The organism is Myxococcus xanthus, from assembly GCF_013116825.1.
Lineage (GTDB): Bacteria > Myxococcota > Myxococcia > Myxococcales > Myxococcaceae > Myxococcus > Myxococcus xanthus_B.
Genome location: NZ_JABFNS010000064.1, coordinates 1 through 19751 on the forward strand (window position 1 = coordinate 1; position 19751 = coordinate 19751).

A 19751-nucleotide genomic window follows, 5' to 3' on the forward strand; every position below is an offset into this window, starting at 1 on the left:
GTACCGCCCCGTCCTACCCGCCACCCGTACTGCCCCGTCACGCTGCTGCATCACTCCATAGCAGGGCGTGTGCCGCCGCCGGTCCAAGCCCCGAGGCCAGCATTTCCAAGCACTTGGGGACATCTCCCCGGGCCAACGGGGCCAGAACCCTTTCCATCCCGGTAAGAAATCCGGTCCACCGCGGATGAAATACCGTCCCTCCGGTTCAGGGGAAGTCCGGCGCCAGCCGAGTCCCTTCAGCATCCGGGAACGGCGGAAGCCGCGGCCGGAGCGGCGGTGAACCTGCACCGTCACGCTCCAGACCGCGGCCGTCCCGTGCGGCGTGGACTACTTGTTCACCTTCTCGATGGAAGACGCCATGTTCTCGGTCGTCTTCTCCACGTTGAACTTGGTCCGGACCTGGTCCCCCTCCTTGATTTCACGCCGGAGGTGGCTGTGGATGTCCCGGTGCTTCTCGATGGGCTTCCCATCGATTTGCGTGGAGTGGTTCACGCCCATCGCCACCACCGCGCCGTTCTCATCCTTGATGAAGACCTTGTCCTTCCGCAGAGCCACCACGGAGCCGCTCAGCTCCTGCTGGCCCTGCATCTGGCTGCCTTGCATGCCGCCGGACGTCTGCGAGCCGCTGCTGGGTGGATGCTGCATCGATGGGTCCTGCGGCATCGACGGCTCTTGCGAGCCCTGCGCCAGAGCCGCGCCACCCCACGCCAGACCCGCGACCATCCCCATCACCTTGAGCTTCATGACCGACCCCTTTCGTCCTGGAGGGCGCACCTCGCCTCCGAAGCCAACCGTGACCATGCCCGGCGGCATTGCCATCCGGTGCCACGGTGCGACCCGCCCCCTGGAACGCGCCTCCAAGCTCGTCCGCCCCTCCTCGCGGAACGATGACCGCCGCGCCCGTCGAAACGCAGCGGCCCCGGACACATGCTCAGTCCGCCCCGAGCACCACCGCGGGGGGTGACACATGCGGCCCGGCTCGCGGGTGCGCTGCAACACCGCGCAGGCCACGACGTCATCGAGGCCCACCGCCGACAGCACCATCGTTCCGCGTTGACCAGCGCCGCGCGCCCACCCGCGCCCGGGTCCGCCGCCGAGCTTCCCCGGCCCTGAAGCCCCTTCACGCCGCCAGCGTCCCCGCCACGACCAGCGTGAAGATGGGATTGTCACGGAGCCGGCGCAGCGTGAAGCGGAGGCCCTGGCCAAGGGTCATCGTCAAGTCCAGGACGCCCGAGCACGCCGCGTGCCCCCGGCATACAGGCCATCTGGACGAAGCGAGAAGCCCAGTTGCACGGGAACGGGAATCGGCGCCTCGCTTCCGGGCATCCCGCGCGCTTCCGCGTGTCATTTCCTCCACCCCGTCCAGTGTCCGCGGTTATCCCTTCGCCATTCCCGACCGAAGGAGCCGCGATGAGCCCGCACCGAACAAACGAAGCCCTCCAGAAGCTGGGCATTCAACACCCCATCATCCAGGGCCCCTTCGGAGGCGGGCTCTCCACCGAACGACTCGCGGCGGCGGTATCAAATCTCGGAGGGCTGGGCTCGTATGGGGCGTATCAGCTCCCGCCCGAGGAGCTTGGCCGCGTGGCGGACCGGATTCGGGCGCTGACGGACAAGCCCTTCGCGCTGAACCTCTGGGTCTCCGACCATGACGCGGGAGGAGACGCGCTCAGCCCTGAGGAGTTCGACCGCGCCTACCGCCTCTTCGAGCCGTACTACCGCGAGCTCGGCGTGGAGAAGCCCGCCATGCCCGAGCGCTTCCACCACCGCTTCGAGGAGCAGGTAGAGGCGCTGCTCGAAGCCCGTCCCCCCATCTTCAGCTTCGTGTTCGGCGTGCCCTCCGCGTCCATCCTGGCGGAGTGCCGGCGCAAGGGCATCCTCACCTCCGGCGCGGCCACCACGCTGGCCGAAGCCGAGGCCCTGGACGCGGCGGGCGTCGACCTCATCGTGGCCACGGGCTTCGAGGCGGGCGGACACCGTCCTTCCTTCCTCGCGCGCGCCGAGGACTCGCTGATGGGGACGCTGGCCCTCACGCCGCTCGTCGCCGACCGCGTGAAGGTGCCCGTCATCGCGGCGGGCGGCATCGCGGATGGCCGAGGCATTCGCGCCGCGCTCACCCTGGGCGCCCAGGCCGCGCAACTGGGAACGGCGTTCCTTGCCTGCGAGGAATCGGGAACAACAGACGCCCACCGCGAGCTGCTCTTCAGCGACCGCGCGAGGCACACGACCTTGACGAGGTCCTTCACGGGCCGGCTGGCGCGCGGCATGCGCAATCGTTGGACAGAGGAGGTGGCCCATCAGTTGTCAGCGCTCGCGCCCTTCCCCATCCAGGGTTGGTTCCTGTCGAAGCTCAAGCCCGCGGCCGTCAAGGCGGGCCGCACGGACCTCGTGTCGCTCTGGGCAGGACAGGCCACGCCCAACCTGCGGCACCGGACCGTGCCCGCCCTGATGGAATCCCTCATCAAGGAACTCTCGGCTTCGTGAAGCGGCGCGCCCTCCATCCATACAAGCGCGCGGCAACGGCCCGCCCGCCCGGCTGGAGTCCAGGAGGACCGGCGCCACTGCATCCCGTGCCCGCACGGGCATGGCCAACGTGAGGAGTTGTCCCCCGCGGGGGACTTCAAGGAGCCTCGCCCATGGCCCAATCGGACACGCCAGTCCGCCTCGACGTCTGGAGCGATTACGTCTGCCCCTTCTGCTACCTCGAGCTCCCCGTCCTCGAGCAGTTACATGCCCGGCTGGGCTCGGCGCTCGACATCCACTGGCGCGCGTTCGAGCTGCGTCCGGTGCCCGCGCGGCCGCTCGCCCCGGTGACGGAGCCCCCGCGGTCGGCCTGGGCCCGCACCGTCTACCCGTTGGCCGAGCAGCGGGGCCTGACGATGAAGCCCCCGCCGGTCCAACCGAAGAGCCGGCTGGCGCTCGAAGCCGCCGAGTTCGCCAAGGACGCCGGCGCCTTCTCCCCGTTCCATGAGGCCCTCTTCCGCGCCTTCTTCGCGGACGGCCGGGACATCGGGGACCTGTGCGTGCTGGGGGCGCTGGCGGAGGAAGCAGGCATGGACCGCGAGTCCCTGACACGCGCACTGGAGGCGGGCCGGTACACCGCGCGCGTGCTCGCCGACGAGGAGGAGGCCCAACGGCTGGGCATCCGCGGCGTCCCGGCCATGCGGCTCGCGGGCAATGGGCCCGTGCTCCTGCTGAGCGGCGCCCAGCCGGAAGAAGCCGTTCGCGCCGCCTTCGCGCGCGTCCGGCCGGGCCCCTCCCTGAGTGCCGTGCACTGAGCGCGCGGCCACCGCCGTCCTGGCGGGAGCACTTCGCGCCGAATAGTGTGCCGGCATGGAGCACCGCCCGACCCTTGTCTTCGCTGATGGCGCCTGTTCAGGAAACCCTGGCCCAGGTGGCTGGGGCAGCATCATCGTCACACCCGACGGGCTGGTGACGGAGCTGGGCGGCCACGAGCCGGAGACCACCAACAACCGGATGGAGCTGACGGCCGTGGGCAAGGCCCTGCGCCACCTGGAGCGCGCGCCGGGCCCCATCCACATCCACACGGACTCCACGTATGTGATTCAGGGCGCCACCAAATGGGCGTTCGGCTGGAGCCGGCGCGGGTGGAAGACGGCCGAGGGCGGCGAGGTCGCCAACGCCATCTATTGGAAACGGCTGATGGCGCTCCTGGCGCAGCGCAAGGAGAACCATGCCGCAGAGGCCGCCGCCGTGGCGTGGTTCTACATCCGGGGCCACGTGGGCGTTCCCGGCAACGAGCGCGTGGACGCCATCGCCGTGGCCTATTCCAAGGGGCGTGACGCGAAGCTCTACACCGGCCCGCTCCACGGCTACGGCGTGGCCGTGCACGACCTGCCGGAGGACATGTCACTGCCCCCAGAGAAGCCCAAGGAACAGCGGGAGGCCGCGGCCAAGGCGTACTCCTACCTGAGCCAGGTGGGCAGCTCCGTGAAGCGCCACGCCTCCTGGGCCGCGTGTGAGCGCCGGGTAAGAGGTGTGTCCGGCGCCCGTTTCAAGAAGACAAAGAACGCGTTGGATGAAGCCAAAGTGCTGGAGGACTGGGGCTTCAAGGGGCAGGACGTCCCGTCGGAAGACTGAGGCAGCCCCTCCAAGCCCATTGCCCCGCCGGTCCATTGCGCCTATGGGTCGGTGCCACTCCCCTCCCGCGAGGACGCAGCATGGCTCAAGAGCCTCTCCATATCGCCTCGGAGTTCCCGGCCCCGTCGGTGGAAGACTGGCGCCGGCTCGTGGACAAGGACCTGAAGGGCAAGCCCTTCACCGCGCTCCAGTCACAGTTGGAGGGCGGCCTGTCGCTCCAGCCGCTCTACACACAGCAGGACGCCGCCGTCGCGCCGCCCGAGCCGCCCGGCGTGGCCCCCTACGTGCGCGGCACCCAGGCCCTGGGCCTCACCGAAGGTGGATGGGTGGTGTGCCAGGAGTACAGCGAGCCGGACGTGACGCAGGCCGCCGAGGCCATCCGCACGGACCTGGACCGGGGCGGTTGGGGCGTGTGGCTCCACCTGGGCGACACGCACGGCGTTCGCGTACCGGATGCCGAGGCCCTGCGACGCCTGCTCGCCCACGCGCCACTGGACGCGACGCCCGTCCACCTGGAGCCCGAGTCCGACCCGCTGACCGCCGCCCAGCACCTGCTCCACGTCGCGGAGCAGACGGGCGTGGCCCGCGCGGCGCTGAAGGGCAGCCTCGGCGTGGATCCGCTCGGCATCCTGGCCCGCACGGGCTCGCTGCCCGCGGGGCTGGACGCGACGCTGTCCCAGGCCGCGCCCCTGGTCACCTCGCTGCGTGAAGCCGCGCCCGGCCTCCGGGTGCTGCTCGTGTCCACGCGCGCCTACGCGGACGCGGGCGCCACATCGGTGCACGAGCTGGCCTGGGCCATCGCCACGGGCGTGGCGTACCTGCGCGGACTGGAGCGCGCGGGCGTCTCCCCCGACGTCGCGGCGCGCTCCGTCCAGTTCGCCATGTCCGTGGGGGGACAGTTCTTCCCGGAGATTGCCCGGCTGCGCGCGGCGAGGCTCTTGTGGTCCAAGGCCGTGGCGGCCTGCGGCGGCTCGCCGGAGGCCCAGGCCATGGTGCTGCACGCGCGCACCACGAGCACCACGAAGACGCAGCGGGACCCGTGGGTGAACATCCTCCGCGCCACCGCGGAGTCCTTCGCCGCCGTCGTCGGTGGCGCGGACAGCGTCAGCACCTCGCCGTTCGACGAAGCCCTGGGCACGCCCGACGCGTCCTCCCGCCGGCTGGCGCGCAATACGCAGCTCATCCTGCGCGACGAGTCGAGCCTCAACCGCGTCGCCGACCCCGCGGGCGGCAGCTACTACCTGGAGCAGCTCACGCAGGACATCGCCCGCGCGGCGTGGACCGAGCTGCGGCGCATCGAGGCGCTGGGCGGCATGGAGCAAGCGCTCACGAGCGGCGACGTGGCCCGCGTGCTCGAGGAGACGCGCGCGGCGCGCGACAAGGCCGTGCGCACCCGCCGCCTGCCCATTGTCGGCGTGAGTGAGTTCCCCCACCTGGGCGAAACGCCCGTTCAGCGGGAATCCCGCGCCGACGCGGCCACGGCGCCCGCGACGTCGGGCCCCCTGCCGCTGCGCCCGGCGCGAGCGGCCGAGCCCTTCGAGGCGCTGCGCGACGCGAGCGACCGCTACCTCGCCGCGCACGGCGCGCGCCCCAAGGCCTTCCTCGCCAGCCTGGGCACGGTGGCCGAACACACCACCCGCTCCACGTGGACGGCCAACGTCCTGGCCGCGGGCGGTATCGAGCCGGCGGACCAGCATGGCTTCGCGGACATCGCGGACGCGGCGGCCCGGTTCCAGGCATCTGGCGCGCAGCTCGCCGTCATCTCCGGGCCGGACGCGCTGTATCCAGAATGGGTGCCCGCGTTGACGGCGGCGCTGAAGTCGAAGGGCGCGCGTGCGGTGGCCGTGGCGGGCCGGCCCGGTGACCATGAGGCCGCCTTCCGCGCCGCCGGCGTGGACGTCTTCTTCTACGCGGGAGCGGACCTGTTCTCGCTCCTGTCCTCACTGCACCAGCAGCTCGGAGTGGCCTGATGCGCCCCCACGTACCGGACTTCTCGGGCATCGAATTCGACGCCCCCGAAACGCACTCCGCCGCGCCCACGCGCGACCAGCAACTGCGTCAGGCCGGCGAGGCCACGCGCAACGCCGAGCGCTGGGACACGCCCGAGGGCATCCCCGTCAAGCCGGTGTACACGCGCGAGGACATGGAGGGCGTGGAGCACCTGGGCTCGCTGCCGGGCCTGCCGCCCTTCGTGCGCGGCCCCTACTCCACCATGTACGTGCAGCAGCCGTGGACGGTGCGGCAGTACGCCGGCTTCTCCACGGCCGAGGCATCCAACGCCTTCTACCGCCGCAACCTCGCGGCGGGGCAGAAGGGCCTGTCCATCGCCTTCGACCTCGCGACGCACCGGGGCTACGACAGCGACCATCCCCGCGTGGCGGGTGACGTGGGCATGGCGGGCGTGGCCATCGACTCCATCAAGGACATGCGCATCCTGTTCGACCGGATTCCGCTCGACCAGATGAGCGTGTCCATGACGATGAACGGGGCCGTGCTCCCGGTGCTGGCGCTCTACGTGGTCGCCGCCGAGGAGCAGGGCGTGCGCCCCGAGCAGCTCAGCGGGACCATCCAGAACGACATCCTCAAGGAGTTCATGGTCCGCAACACGTACATCTACCCGCCCGCTCCGTCGATGCGCATCATCGGCGACATCTTTCGCTTCACGGCGGAGAAGATGCCGCGCTTCAACAGCATCAGCATCAGCGGCTACCACATGCAGGAAGCCGGGGCGACGCAGGACCTGGAGCTGGGCTACACGCTGGCGGATGGCGTGGAGTACGTGCGCGCCGGGCTCGCGGCGGGACTGAGCGTGGACGCCTTCGCGCCGCGCCTGTCCTTCTTCTGGGCCATTGGCATGAACTTCTTCATGGAAGTGGCCAAGATGCGCGCCGCCCGCCTGCTCTGGGCGAAGCTCATCAAGGGCTTCTCCCCGAAGACGGACAAGAGCCTGGCGCTGCGCACCCACAGCCAGACGTCTGGATGGAGCCTCACCGCGCAGGACGTCTTCAACAACGTCGTGCGCACCTGCGTGGAGGCCATGGCCGCCACCCAGGGCCACACGCAGAGCCTGCACACCAACTCGCTGGACGAGGCCATCGCGCTGCCCACCGACTTCAGCGCGCGCATCGCCCGCAACACCCAGCTCTATCTCCAGTTGGAGAGCGGCACCACGCGCGTCATCGACCCGTGGGGTGGCAGCTACTACGTGGAGCGCCTCACGCACGAACTGGCGCGCAAGGCGTGGGCCCACATCCAGGAGGTCGAGGCGCTGGGCGGCATGACGAAGGCCATCGAGGCAGGTCTGCCCAAGCTGCGCATCGAGGAGGCGGCGGCGCGCACCCAGGCGCGCATCGACTCCGGCCGCCAGGCCATCATCGGCGTGAACAAGTACCCGCCCGAGCGTGAGGACTCCATCGAGATTCTCAAGGTGGACAACTCGGCGGTGCGCGAGGCGCAGATTGCCCGGCTGCGCGAGCTGCGCGCCGAGCGCAACGCGGAGGACGTCCGCCGCAAGCTGGACGCGCTCACCGAGGCCGGACGGCGCGGCGAGGGCAACCTGCTGGCGCTGGCCATCGACGCGGCCCGCGCCAAGGCGACGGTGGGCGAAATCAGCGACGCGCTCGAGAAGGTGTTCGGGCGCTACGAGGCCACGGTGCGCAGCGTGACGGGTGTGTATTCCAGCGAAGCAGGCAAGGACGCCCAGGGAATCATCGACGCGCGCGAGAAGGCGGACGCGTTCCTCGCGCGCTTCGGCCGCCGGCCGCGCATCCTCATCGCGAAGATGGGGCAGGACGGGCATGACCGCGGCCAGAAGGTCATCGCCACCGCGTTCGCGGACCTGGGCTTCGACGTGGACATCGGTCCCCTGTTCCAGACGCCCGAGGAGTCCGCGCGGCAGGCGGTGGAGAACGACGTGCACGTCGTGGGCGCCAGCTCGCTCGCCGCCGGCCACCTGACGCTGGTGCCGCAGCTCAAGCAGGCCCTCAAGGCGCTGGGCCGTGAGGACATCATGGTCGTCGTGGGCGGCGTCATCCCCGCGCAGGACTACGACGCGCTTCGCGCCGCGGGCGCCGCGGCCATCTTCGGCCCCGGCACGGTCATCTCCAAGGCGGCCATCGAGCTGCTCGACAAGCTGGCCGCGTCGCTGGAGGAAGAGGCGTGAAGCTGCTGTCCGCGGACGCGTATGTGGACGGCGTGCGCGCGGGCGACCGCGCCATGCTCGCGCGCACCATCACCCTGGTGGAGAGCGAGCTGCCGCGCCACGCCGCGCTCGCCCAGGAAGTCCTCACGCGGCTGCTCCCCGCCACGGGTGGCAGCCGGCGCGTGGGCATCAGCGGCGTGCCGGGCGTGGGCAAGAGCACCTTCATCGACGCGCTGGGCATGCACCTGGTGAAGGCCGGCAAGCGCGTGGCGGTGCTGGCCATCGACCCGTCCAGCACCGTGTCCGGCGGCAGCATCCTGGGTGACAAGACGCGCATGGCGCGGCTGTCGCGCGAGGAGGCCGCGTACATCCGCCCCAGTCCCTCCAGCGGCACGTTGGGCGGCGTGGCGCGCAAGACGCGCGAGACGCTGCTCTTGTGCGAAGCGGCGGGCTTCGACGTGGTGCTGGTGGAGACGGTGGGCGTGGGCCAGTCGGAGACGGTGGTGGCCGACCTGGTGGACTTCTACCTGGTGCTCATGCTGGCGGGCGCCGGGGACGAACTGCAGGGCATCAAGCGCGGCATCCTCGAGGTGGCGGACATGCTCGCCATCAACAAGGCGGACGGCGACAACAAGCCGCGCGCCGAAAGGGCCCGCTCCGAGCTACGCGCCGCGTTGCACCTGATGCGGCCGGGCGCCGAGCCGGAAATCACCACCTGCAGCGCCCTGGAGGGCACCGGCATCGAGAAGCTGTGGACATCCGTCGAGACGCAGCTCGGGCGGAGCGCGGCCTCGGGCGCGATGGAGCGCCGCCGCAAGGCGCAGCAGGTGCAGTGGATGTGGTCCATGGTGCAGGACGGCCTCCGAGCGGCCCTCCGTGCGCACCCCGAGGTGTCCACACTGGTGCCCACGCTGGAGGCGGACGTGCGCGAAGGGCGTGCGACACCGACGTCGGCCGCACTGCGGGTGCTGGGCGCGTTCCTCCCTGAAACGAGGGCCTGACAGCCCGCGTTGAGGAGCGGTCAGTCACGCTCCAATCCCTTGCCTCGACACAAACGGCGCTCTTACTGTACGCGCCGTGCGAAACGTCCAGCAGACACCCGTTCCCCAGCCCTACAAGCCTCGTTTCCACGTCCGCATCGTGACGGCCGCCTCCCTGTTCGACGGGCATGACGCCGCCATCAACGTGATGCGCCGCCTCATGCAGTCCTCGGGCGCGGAAATCATCCACCTGGGGCACAACCGCTCGGTGGCTGAGATTGTCGACTGCGCCATCCAGGAGGACGTGCAGGGCATCGCCATCACGTCCTACCAGGGCGGTCACGTCGAGTTCTTCAAGTACATGATTGACCTGCTGCGCGAGCGGAAGGCCAACATCAAGGTCTTCGGCGGCGGTGGCGGCACCATCCTCCCGTCGGAGATTGAAGAGCTCCACCGCTACGGCGTCACGCGCATCTACTCGCCGGACGACGGGCGGGCCATGGGCCTTCAGGGGATGATTGACGACCTCATCTCCCAGTGTGACTTCGAGAAGCGGCCGGCGGACTTCGCGCCCCTGCTCGACGCGCCCTCGATGCGCGAGCCGTCCCGGATTGCCCCGCTCATCACCATCGCGGAGAACTTCGCGTCCCAGGGCGCGGCCCTGCGCGAGGCCATGTCGCATATCCAGGCCAAGGGCCCGCGCGTGCCCATCCTGGGCATCACCGGCACCGGCGGAGCGGGCAAGTCCAGCCTCGTGGATGAGCTGGTGCGCCGCTTCCTCGCCGACTTCCCGGACAAGACGCTCGCCGTGCTGTCCGTGGACCCGTCCAAGCGCAAGTCCGGCGGCGCGCTCCTGGGCGACCGCATCCGGATGAACGCCATCGACAATCCGCGCGTGTACATGCGCTCGATGGCCACCCGCCAGAGCAACCTCGCCCTGTCCAAGCACGTGGGCGACTCCATCGAAATCTGCAAGGCCGCCGGCTTCGACCTCATCGTGGTGGAGACCTCCGGCATCGGCCAGTCCGACACCGAAATCACCGAGCACTCCGACGTGGCGCTCTACGTGATGACGGCGGAGTACGGCGCGGCGACGCAGCTCGAGAAGATCGACATGCTCGACTTCGCGGACGTCATCGCCATCAACAAGTTCGACAAGCGCGGTTCGCTGGACGCGCTGCGCGACGTGCGCAAGCAGTGGAAGCGCAACCACAACGCCTTCACCACCGCGGATGACGCGGTGCCCGTGTACGGCACCATCGCCTCGCAGTTCAACGACCCGGGGATGAACCAGCTCTACCGGGCGCTCATGGACACCATCTCCACGAAGACGGGCGCGCCGCTCAAGTCCGGCTTCGAGCTCACGCCGGGGATGAGCGAGAAGAAGTGGATCATCCCGCCCGAGCGCACGCGCTACCTGGCGGAAATCGTCGAGGCCTGTGAGTCCTATGACGGCTTCGTGAAGGCCCAGGCCGCCATCGCCCGGCGCATGTACCAGCTCCACGGCACCATCGAGGCGCTGCGCACCAACGTGGGCAGGAAGCGCCTGGAAATCGTCGAGCCCAAGGACCCCTCGGACACGGTGCAGGTCACCGAGCGCGTCGAGGGCGAGCCCGCCTACCTGAGCGAGCTGGTGGAGCTGTACAAGGACTTGGAGTCACGGCTCCACGCCGACTGCCGCCGGCTGCTGGCCGAGTGGCCCGCGACGAAGCGCCGCTACGCCGCGTCCAAGTACCAGTTCCAGGTCCGCGACAAGGTCATCGAACTGGACCTGTACGCGGAGACGCTCTCCCACCTGCGCATCCCCAAGATTGCCCTCCCCCGTTACGAAGACTGGGGTGACATCCTCACCTGGCTGCTGCGGGAGAACGCGCCGGGCGCCTTCCCCTTCACCGCGGGCGTCTTCCCGCTCAAGCGCGAGGGCGAGGACCCCGCGCGCATGTTCGCCGGCGAGGGCGGCCCGGAGCGCACCAACAAGCGCTTCCACTACGTGTCGCGGGGCCTGCCCGCCAAGCGCCTGTCCACGGCCTTCGACTCGGTGACGCTGTACGGCGAGGACCCGGACCACCGGCCGGACATCTACGGCAAGGTGGGCAACTCGGGCGTGTCCATCGCCAACGTGGACGACGCGAAGAAGCTCTACTCCGGCTTCGACCTGGCGGACCCGTCCACGTCCGTGTCCATGACCATCAACGGCCCCGCGCCGATGCTGCTCGGGTTCTTCCTCAACGCCGCGGTGGACCAGCAGTGCGAGAAGTGGATTCGCGAGAACGGCAAGGTCGACGAGGTCGAGAAGAAGATGGATGCCCTCTACCGCGAGCGCGGCCTGCCGCGGCCCCGCTACCAGGGCGACCTGCCGCAGGGCAACGACGGGCTGGGCCTGCTGCTGCTCGGCGTCTCCGGCGACGAGGTGCTCCCGCGCGACGTCTACGAGCGCATCCGCGCGAAGACGCTCCAGTCGGTGCGCGGCACCGTGCAGGCGGACATCCTGAAGGAGGACCAGGCGCAGAACACCTGCATCTTCTCCACGGAGTTCGCCCTGCGGGTGATGGGCGACATCCAGCAGTACTTCATCGACCAGAAGGTTCGGAACTTCTACTCGGTGTCGATTTCCGGCTACCACATCGCGGAAGCCGGGGCGAACCCCATCTCCCAGCTGGCCTTCACGCTGGCCAACGGCTTCACCTTCGTCGAGTACTACCTGTCGCGGGGCATGGACATCGACGACTTCGCGCCCAACCTCTCGTTCTTCTTCTCGAACGGAATGGACCCGGAGTACGCCGTGCTGGGCCGCGTGGCGCGCCGCATCTGGGCCAAGGCCATCCGGGACAAGTACGGCGGCAATGACCGCTCGCAGAAGCTGAAGTACCACATCCAGACGTCTGGCCGGAGCCTGCACGCGCAGGAGATTGCCTTCAACGACATCCGGACCACGCTGCAGGCGTTGCTCGCGCTCAACGACAACTGCAACTCGTTGCACACCAACGCCTACGACGAGGCCATCACCACGCCCACCGAGGAGAGCGTGCGCCGCGCGCTCGCCATCCAGCTGGTCATCAACAAGGAGTTCGGCCTCTCCAAGAACGAAAACCCCAGCCAGGGCGCGTTCATCATCGAGGAGCTGACCGACCTGGTGGAGGCGGCGGTGTTGGCGGAGTTCCGCGCCATCTCCGAGCGCGGCGGCGTACTGGGCGCCATGGAGCGCATGTACCAGCGCTCCAAGATTCAGGAAGAGTCCCTCTACTACGAGACGCTGAAGCACGACGGGACGCTGCCCATCGTCGGGGTGAACACGTTCCTGGACCCCAAGGGCTCTCCGACGGTGACGCCGCCCGAGGTCATCCGCGCGACGACGGAGGAGAAGAACTACGCCATCACCTCGCGCGACGCCTTCTGGAAGCGGAACGAGGCGACGGCGCCCAAGGCCCTGGAGGCCGTGCGCCGCGCGGCGCTGGACAACGGCAACATCTTCGCCGCGCTGATGGACGCCTGTAAGGTCTGCACGCTCGGCCAGCTCTCCCGCGCGCTGTACGAGGTGGGCGGGCAGTACCGGCGCAACATGTAAGGCTGACGCCGCGTCCCCATCCGGGCGGACGCGGCGATGAGTCTCACGGGCCGAGGCGCTTGCCGCGCCTCGGCTCCCGCGGGCCTCAGGGCACCACGGCGTCCGCGGGCGCCGGCAACAGAGGCCGGGCCTTCAGTGCGGACAGCCGCTCCAGCACGTAGTCCAACATGCTCCGTGCCAGCGCGTGCTCGCCCATCACCACCCGGTCCACGCCCAGCGACTCCAGGTAGTCCCGCTCCTCGTCGCCATGCGTGCGCACCACCGCGGGGAGGGACGGATTCACGCCTTTCGCCTGCTCCACGATGGCGCGGGCCTGCAGCGCGTCCGGCGTGGCGACGATGAGGATGGACGCCGTATCCAGGTGCGCATGCTCCAGGATGCCGGGCACCGCGGCGTCCCCGTAGATGGCGGGCACGCCCTCCTCACGAAGGCGCGCCACGTACTCGCGGTTCTGCTCCACGACCACGAAGGGAATCTTCTGCTCCGTCAGGCTCTGGCCAATCACGCCGCCCACGCGCCCGTAGCCAATCAACACCGCGTGCTCGCGCAGCTGCACGTCCCCCATGCCAATGGGCAGGTCGGCCAGCTCGTCTTCCTCGGGGTCCATGCGCGCGGCGAACCGTGGGTGACGGCGCAGCCACGCCAGCAGCGGATCAATGGTCTTGAAGACGAGCGGGTTGAGGGTGATGGACAGCAGGGCCCCCGACAACACCAGGCTCTGCCCCTCCTTTGGCAGCAGCCCGAGCGTGACGCCCAGCCCCACCAGGATGAATGAGAACTCCCCAATCTGCGCCAGGCTCGCGGACACCGTGAGGGCGGTGTTCACCGGGTAGCGGAACGCCAACACGATGAAGAAGGCGGCCAGCGACTTGCCCAGGACGATGATGCCCAGCACGGCGAGGACCTCGAGCGGCTGCTTCACCAGCACCATCGGGTCGAAGAGCATGCCCACCGACACGAAGAACAGCACCGAGAACGCGTCCTGGAGCGGCAGCGAATCCTCCGCCACCCGGTGGCTGAGCTCCGACTCACTGACCACCACGCCCGCGAAGAAGGCGCCCAGCGCGAAGGAGACGCCGAAGAGCGCGGCGGCCCCGAACGCAATCCCCAGCGACACCGCCAGCACCGACAACGTGAACAGCTCGCGGGAGCCCGTCTTGGCCACCTGGGTCAACAGCCAGGGCACCAGCCGCGTGCCGGCGACCACCATCAGCGCCACGAAGAGGCAGACCTTCCCCAGCGTCAGGGCCAGGGTCCAGATGAGGCTGCCTCCAGCGGCCTCCGTCGCGGACGTCTGCGCGCCCGCGGAGCCCAGAACGTTGCCCAGCGCGGGGAGGAGGACCAGGGCGAGCACCATCGCCAGGTCCTCCACAATCAGCCACCCCACCGCGATGCGGCCATTCACCGAATCGAGGATGCCCCGCTCCTCCAGGGCGCGCAGCAGCACCACGGTGCTGGCGGTGGACAACGCGAGTCCGAACACCAGCCCCGCGCCCAGGTTCCAACCCCACAAGTGCGAGACCGCGGTCCCCATCACGGTGGCCGCCGCGATCTGCACGACGGCGCCCGGCACCGCGATGTTGCGCACGGCGAGCAGGTCCTTGATGGAGAAGTGAATCCCCACGCCGAACATCAGCAGGATGACGCCAATCTCCGCCAACTGACCGGCAAGGCCCCCGTCCGCGACGAAGCCCGGCGTGAACGGCCCCACGGCCACGCCGGCCAGGAGATAGCCCACCAAAGGTGGCAGCTTCAGCCAGCGAGCGACGAACCCACCTACGAAGGCCAGGCCGAGTCCAACTGCGATGGTGGCGATGAGCGTGGTATCGTGAGGCACGGAGGAGTCTCCCTGGGCGCTACGCGGAAGGGGGTATGAAAAAGCGGCGCCGCGAGGACTCCAGCCCTGGGGGCGGAACCCTCGAACACCTTTCGATCATGGGTGGTCTTGAGCGGACGCTCGTGCTGATGCAGTGAGATTCCGCCGGGCGGGAATCTACTACGGCGCGGGCTTGTTCCCAACCCTGATCCGCACGCGATGAGTGATGTGCCCGCCAGGTATCACTTCGAGTAGGCAACGCGCCATGTCACCCCCTGGGCGGTGCGTGGGCGCGTCCCCAGCTTGAGGAAAGAGCACATCCCCGCGGAGGTCCCCCATGCGTGCTCCCTTGCCCTGCGCCTTGATGTTGGCCCTGGCCCTCGCAGGAACATCCGCCGCCGCCGCGGAGCACTCGGCCCCGGCCCTGGATTCCCTGGCAGACGGCGCGTTGCGGCTCGACGGGCTGGGGACGCACGAACGCAAGGTCACCACGGCCTCACCCCAGGCCCAGGCCTTCTTCAACCAGGGCCTCCGGCTGGCGTATGGCTTCAACCACGACGAGGCCGCGCGCTCGTTCGCCCGAGCCACGCAATTGGACCCCACCTGCGCCATGTGTTTCTGGGGCGTCGCGCTGGTGCTGGGCCCCAACTACAACATGCCCATGCTGGCGGAGAATGCGCCCGCCGCCTGGGACGCCCTCCAGCGCGCCCGGCAGCTCGCCCCCCGTTCGACGCCGGTGGAGCAGGCCCTCATCACCGCGCTGGTCCAGCGCTACCCCGGCCCGGAGGCCCTGCCACCAGAGAAGATGGCTCCCTTCAACGAGGCCTATGCCAGCGCCATGGCGGACGTCGCCGCGCGCTACCCGGAGGACCTGGACGTGCAGACGCTCCATGCCGAGGCCCTCATGGACCGGAATCCCTGGAAGCTGTGGTCACTGGACGGGGCGCCGGCTCCGGGCACGGAGCAGATTGTCGCCACGCTGGAGTCCGTGCTCACCCGGGCCCCCCACCACCTGGGCGCGAACCACTATTACATCCACGCGGTGGAGGCCTCGCCGCACCCGGAGAAGGCCGAGCCTTCCGCGGACCGGCTGGGCGCGCTGGCGCCGAAGGCGGGGCACATCGTCCACATGCCGGCCCACATCTACCAGCGCGTGGGCCGCTACGCGGATGCCTCGGAAAGCAATCGGAAGGCGGCGGCGGCGGACCTCGCCTACCAGAAGCAGGCGAAGCCGCGCGGCCACGTCTACCCCATGTACACGTCCCACAACTTCGGCTTCCTGGCGTACTCCGCGTCGATGGAGGGACGGAAGCAGGAGACGTTGGAGGCGGCCCGGGCCTCGGCGAAGCACTTCCCGCCGGAGCTGCTCACGATGATGCCGGGCATGGACTTCTTCGTGGCCCAGCCGCTGTTCGCCATGGTGCGCTTCGGGGACTGGGAGGGCCTCCTCGCCGAGCCCCGCCCGAACCCGAAGTACCCTGTCCAGACGGGCCTCTGGCTCCACGCGCACGGCATGGCGCTGGCGGCAACGGGGCAGATGCCACAAGCCCGCGCGGAGCTGGCCGAGCTGCGACAACTGGCCCGCACCGTGCCACCGACGATGGCCGCGAACCTCAACACCGCGAAGGACGTGCTGGGCGTCGCGGTGCGCGTGTTGGAGGCCCGCGTGGCCCAGGCCGAGGGCCGGCCCCAGGCCCTGACGCTGTGGCGGGAAGCCGTCGACGCCGCGGACCGGCTCTCCTATGCCGAGCCTGCGGACTGGTTCTACCCGGTGCGCCACTACCAGGGCGCCGCGCTGCTGGAGGCCGGGCGCAGCCAGGAAGCGGAGGCCGTCTACCGCGAGGACCTGCGGCGCAACCCGAAGAATGGATGGGGCCTGTTCGGCTTGACGCAGTCGCTCGAAGCGCAGGGACGCCATGAGGAGGCGGCTCGCACCCGCGCCGCTTTCGAGAAGGCCTGGGCGCGCGCGGACTTTCCGCTCACGACGACCGCGCCCTGATGCCAAGCAACCCCCCCTGACACCCCGCCGCCCCCGGAACGAGGCCCGGGTTGCACGAGGCTCCGCATGGGGATAGGGAAGCAGGCCTCGTATGTCTGCGACCGCGGAGCTGCTCGATGCCGTCCGGGAGGAAGCGCGCTCGGACACCTGGTCTGCCGGCACGACTCTCGCTCGCGCGGGCGCCGTCTCGGTGCAGTCCGTGGATGAGGAAGAGGCCGTGCTGCGAGTGCGCGTGCCCAGCCGGGCCGCCCCCGTGAAGACGGTGCTCTACCTGGATGAAGCCATCTGGGAGTGCGACTGCCGCGGCCGGGTGGACCCCTGTGAGCACGTGGTCGCGGCGGCGCTGATTCTCCACCAGCATGCCACCGCGCGGCGAGCCCCCGCGCAGCGTCCGGCGGCCCCCGCCGCGCGCCCAGGTGCGAACACCGTCACCCGGCCCGGCGCCCCCGCGGCGGGCGCGCCGAAGCCGGAGCGCATGGTGTACCGGTTCAAGCGCGTGGACGGCGGGCTCCAGTTGGAGCGGCTGGTGGTGCGTCCGGACAACACCGCGCGACTGCTGGCGCGCAGCCTGGCCTCGCTGCTCACCAATCCCGTGGAGGCCGCCCGCATCCAGACACAGCCGTGCGACCTGCTCGCGGACAAGCTGCTGCTGAAGCCCACCCGGGGCGCGCTGCCCCCCGAGCGGCTCCACGCGCTGCTGCGCGTCCTGGAGCCCGCGCGCACAGTGCTCTTCGACGGCGCCTTGGTGTCGGTGACGAGCGAGCCCCTCATGCCCCGCGTCACCGTGGAGGACCGCGGTGAGAACACGGTGCTCAAGGTGGAGAAGGACCCGCGCGTCACCGAGGTGGTGAGTCCCGGCCTCGCGCTGTGCAGCGGGACGCTCTGTCCCCTGGGGGAACAGGGCCTCACGGGGCCCTGGCTGGAGAAGCTGCCGCAGGAGCGCGCCTTCGCGCCCCACCAGATGGGAGACCTGACGGGAAAGGTGCTGCCGGACATCGCGCGGCGCATGCCGGTGGATGTGCGTAGCCAACGGCTGCCGCCCATCGACCGCACGCTGAAGCCTCGCATCTCCCTGGAGCTGAACCAGCTCGACACCGGCCTCTCCGTGCTGCCGACGCTGGTGTATGGCTCGCCGCCGACCGTGCGCATCGACAGCGGACGCATGGTGTACCTGAAGGGCGCCGCGCCCGTGCGCGACGAGGCCGCCGAGCAGATGCTCATCCACCAGCTCCGCGACGAGCTGAACATGGCCCCCGGGCGGCGCGTCACGGTGCAGGGGAAGGAAGCCGTCCAGCTCGCCGACAAGCTGCGGCGCTGGCGCGGGGGCCTCACGGGGGATGGCGCGGCGGTGGTGACGAACCCGAACGTGCAACTGCGCCCGGTGCTCAAGGTGGAGACGGGCGCCGTCTCCGAGGGCGTGCCGCACGTGGGCTTCTCCTTCGACTTCCAGGTGGAGGGCGAGGACCGGGAGTCGCCCCGCTCCGTGGATGCCGCGGCGGTCATGCGGGCCTGGGAAGAAGGGCTCGGGCTGGTGCCGCTGGAAGGTGGCGGCTGGGCGCCCCTGCCCGCGGAGTGGCTGAAGTCCCACGGCCAGCGCGTGGCCGACCTGCTGTCCGCGCGAGGCCGGGATGGCCGGCTCGCCAACCACGCCATTCCGCAGCTCACCGGCCTGTGTGAAGCGCTGGAGCACCCCTCCCCTCCGGGCCTGGAGCGGCTGGCGCCCCTGGTGAAGGGCTTCGAGAAGCTCCCCGAGCCTCAGCTGCCGGAAGACCTCACGGCGACGCTGCGCGCGTATCAGCTCCAGGGTGTGAGCTGGCTCACCTTCCTCCGGCAGGCGGGGCTGGGCGGCGTGCTCGCGGACGACATGGGCCTGGGCAAGACGCTGCAGACCATCTGCGCGCTGGGCCCGGGCACCCTGGTGGTGGCGCCCACGAGCGTGCTGCCCAACTGGGAGGCGGAGGTGAAGCGCTTCCGTCCCTCGCTGAAGGTCTCCGTGTACCACGGCCCCGGACGCGCGCTGGATGAGTCGGCCGACGTGACGCTGACGACGTATGCCCTGATGCGCCTGGACGCGGAGGTTCTGGGCGCGAAGCAGTGGAGCACCGTCGTGCTGGACGAGGCCCAGGCCATCAAGAATCCAGACAGCCAGGTGGCGCGAGCCGCATATGGATTGCAGGCGGACTTCAAGCTGGCGCTGAGTGGCACGCCCATCGAGAACCGGCTGGAGGAGCTCTGGAGCCTGATGCACTTCACCAACCAGGGCCTGCTCGGCGGACGGAAGGACTTCGAGGAGCGCTGGGCACGGCCGGTCGCGGACAACCACAAGGGCGCGGCGGAGCGGCTGCGGGCGCGCATCCGGCCCTTCATCCTGCGCAGGCTCAAGCGGGACGTGGCGCCGGAGCTGCCTCCCCGGACGGACGCCGTGCGCCACGTGACGCTCACGGAGCGGGAGCGCGCCGTCTACGACGCCGTCTACGCGGCGACGCGCGAGGAAGTGGTGTCGCAGCTCGAAGCGGGCGGCAGCGTGTTGAAGGCCTTGGAGGCCCTGCTTCGGCTGCGGCAGGCGGCGTGCCACCCTGCCCTCGTGCCGGGCCAGCAGGCGAAGACCTCGTCGAAGGTGCAGGCCCTGGTGGAGGCACTGGGCACGGCGGTAGAGGACGGGCACAAGGCGCTCGTCTTCTCACAGTGGACGTCGATGCTGGACCTCATCGAGCCCGCGCTCCAGGAAGCGGGCATCGGCTTCATCCGGCTGGATGGCAGCACGGCCAACCGGGGCGCGGTGGCGGCGTCCTTCCAGGACCCGAAGGGCCCCCCGGTGATGTTGATTTCCCTCAAGGCGGGAGCGACGGGGCTCAACCTCACGGCGGCGGACCACGTCTTCCTCGTGGACCCATGGTGGAACCCGTCCGTGGAAGCACAGGCCGCGGACCGCGCGCACCGCATCGGTCAGCAGCGGCCCGTCATGGTGTACCGGCTGGTGTCCCAGGGGACGGTCGAGGAGAAGATCCTCACGCTCCAGGCGAAGAAGCGGGAGCTGTTCGAGGCGGCGCTCGGCGGCGGCTCCGGGGCCACCGCGCTGACGCGTGCGGACCTGATGCAACTCCTCGAGTAGCCGCCGTAAGTCCCCCGGATGCCGGCATCCACCGGGG

The 19751-nt window shown here is 70.0% G+C and carries 11 protein-coding genes; 9 read left to right on the top strand and 2 right to left on the bottom strand.

The window, feature by feature from the left end; translation table 11 throughout:
* Positions 1-327 precede the first annotated feature (327 nt).
* Positions 328-744 (bottom strand): hypothetical protein, encoded by a 417-nt coding sequence (locus tag HNV26_RS19635; RefSeq protein WP_171441172.1) that lies wholly within the window; start codon positions 742-744, stop codon positions 328-330.
* A gap of 666 nt (positions 745-1410) precedes the next feature.
* Between HNV26_RS19635 and HNV26_RS19640 the strand changes: the two genes are divergently transcribed.
* The 7 genes from HNV26_RS19640 to HNV26_RS19670 all read left to right on the top strand — a co-directional run bounded on the left by HNV26_RS19640 (position 1411) and on the right by HNV26_RS19670 (position 12787).
* Positions 1411-2484, top strand: a complete 1074-nt coding sequence (locus tag HNV26_RS19640) for an NAD(P)H-dependent flavin oxidoreductase (protein ID WP_171441171.1) — start codon at positions 1411-1413, stop codon at positions 2482-2484.
* Between the two features lie 152 nt (positions 2485-2636).
* On the top strand, positions 2637-3278 hold the full coding sequence (locus tag HNV26_RS19645; protein ID WP_171441170.1) for a DsbA family oxidoreductase: 642 nt from the start codon (positions 2637-2639) through the stop codon (positions 3276-3278).
* A gap of 55 nt (positions 3279-3333) precedes the next feature.
* The gene (locus tag HNV26_RS19650; RefSeq protein WP_171441169.1) at positions 3334-4101 is read left to right on the top strand and encodes an RNase H family protein; all 768 of its coding nucleotides are present in this window, start codon (positions 3334-3336) and stop codon (positions 4099-4101) included.
* 80 nt (positions 4102-4181) lie between these two features.
* Positions 4182-6071 (top strand): methylmalonyl-CoA mutase family protein, encoded by a 1890-nt coding sequence (locus HNV26_RS19655; RefSeq protein WP_171441168.1) that lies wholly within the window; start codon positions 4182-4184, stop codon positions 6069-6071.
* Positions 6071-8263, top strand: coding sequence for a methylmalonyl-CoA mutase (gene scpA / locus HNV26_RS19660; protein ID WP_171441167.1), 2193 nt, complete (start codon positions 6071-6073; stop codon positions 8261-8263). The genes HNV26_RS19655 and scpA overlap by 1 nt, the downstream gene beginning before the upstream one ends.
* Positions 8260-9243 carry a methylmalonyl Co-A mutase-associated GTPase MeaB gene (meaB, locus tag HNV26_RS19665; RefSeq protein WP_171441166.1) on the top strand — a complete coding sequence of 328 codons (984 nt, stop codon included), beginning with the start codon at positions 8260-8262 and terminating at the stop codon, positions 9241-9243. The genes scpA and meaB overlap by 4 nt, the downstream gene beginning before the upstream one ends.
* A 76-nt stretch (positions 9244-9319) precedes the next feature.
* On the top strand, positions 9320-12787 hold the full coding sequence (locus tag HNV26_RS19670) for a methylmalonyl-CoA mutase family protein (protein ID WP_171441165.1): 3468 nt from the start codon (positions 9320-9322) through the stop codon (positions 12785-12787).
* Between the two features lie 85 nt (positions 12788-12872).
* Here HNV26_RS19670 and ybaL read toward each other — a convergent pair whose 3' ends face one another.
* A complete protein-coding gene (gene ybaL / locus HNV26_RS19675) occupies positions 12873-14624 on the bottom strand; it encodes a YbaL family putative K(+) efflux transporter (RefSeq protein WP_171441164.1) in 1752 nt (583 codons plus the stop codon).
* A gap of 316 nt (positions 14625-14940) precedes the next feature.
* Here ybaL and HNV26_RS19680 point away from each other — a divergent pair, with 316 nt between their 5' ends.
* Both HNV26_RS19680 and HNV26_RS19685 read left to right on the top strand, forming a co-directional pair.
* Complete coding sequence (locus HNV26_RS19680; protein ID WP_253816804.1) at positions 14941-16602, top strand: tetratricopeptide repeat protein; 1662 nt, start codon at positions 14941-14943, stop codon at positions 16600-16602.
* Positions 16603-16693: 91 nt separating this feature from the next.
* The gene (locus HNV26_RS19685; protein ID WP_171441163.1) at positions 16694-19714 is read left to right on the top strand and encodes a DEAD/DEAH box helicase; all 3021 of its coding nucleotides are present in this window, start codon (positions 16694-16696) and stop codon (positions 19712-19714) included.
* Positions 19715-19751 lie beyond the last annotated feature (37 nt).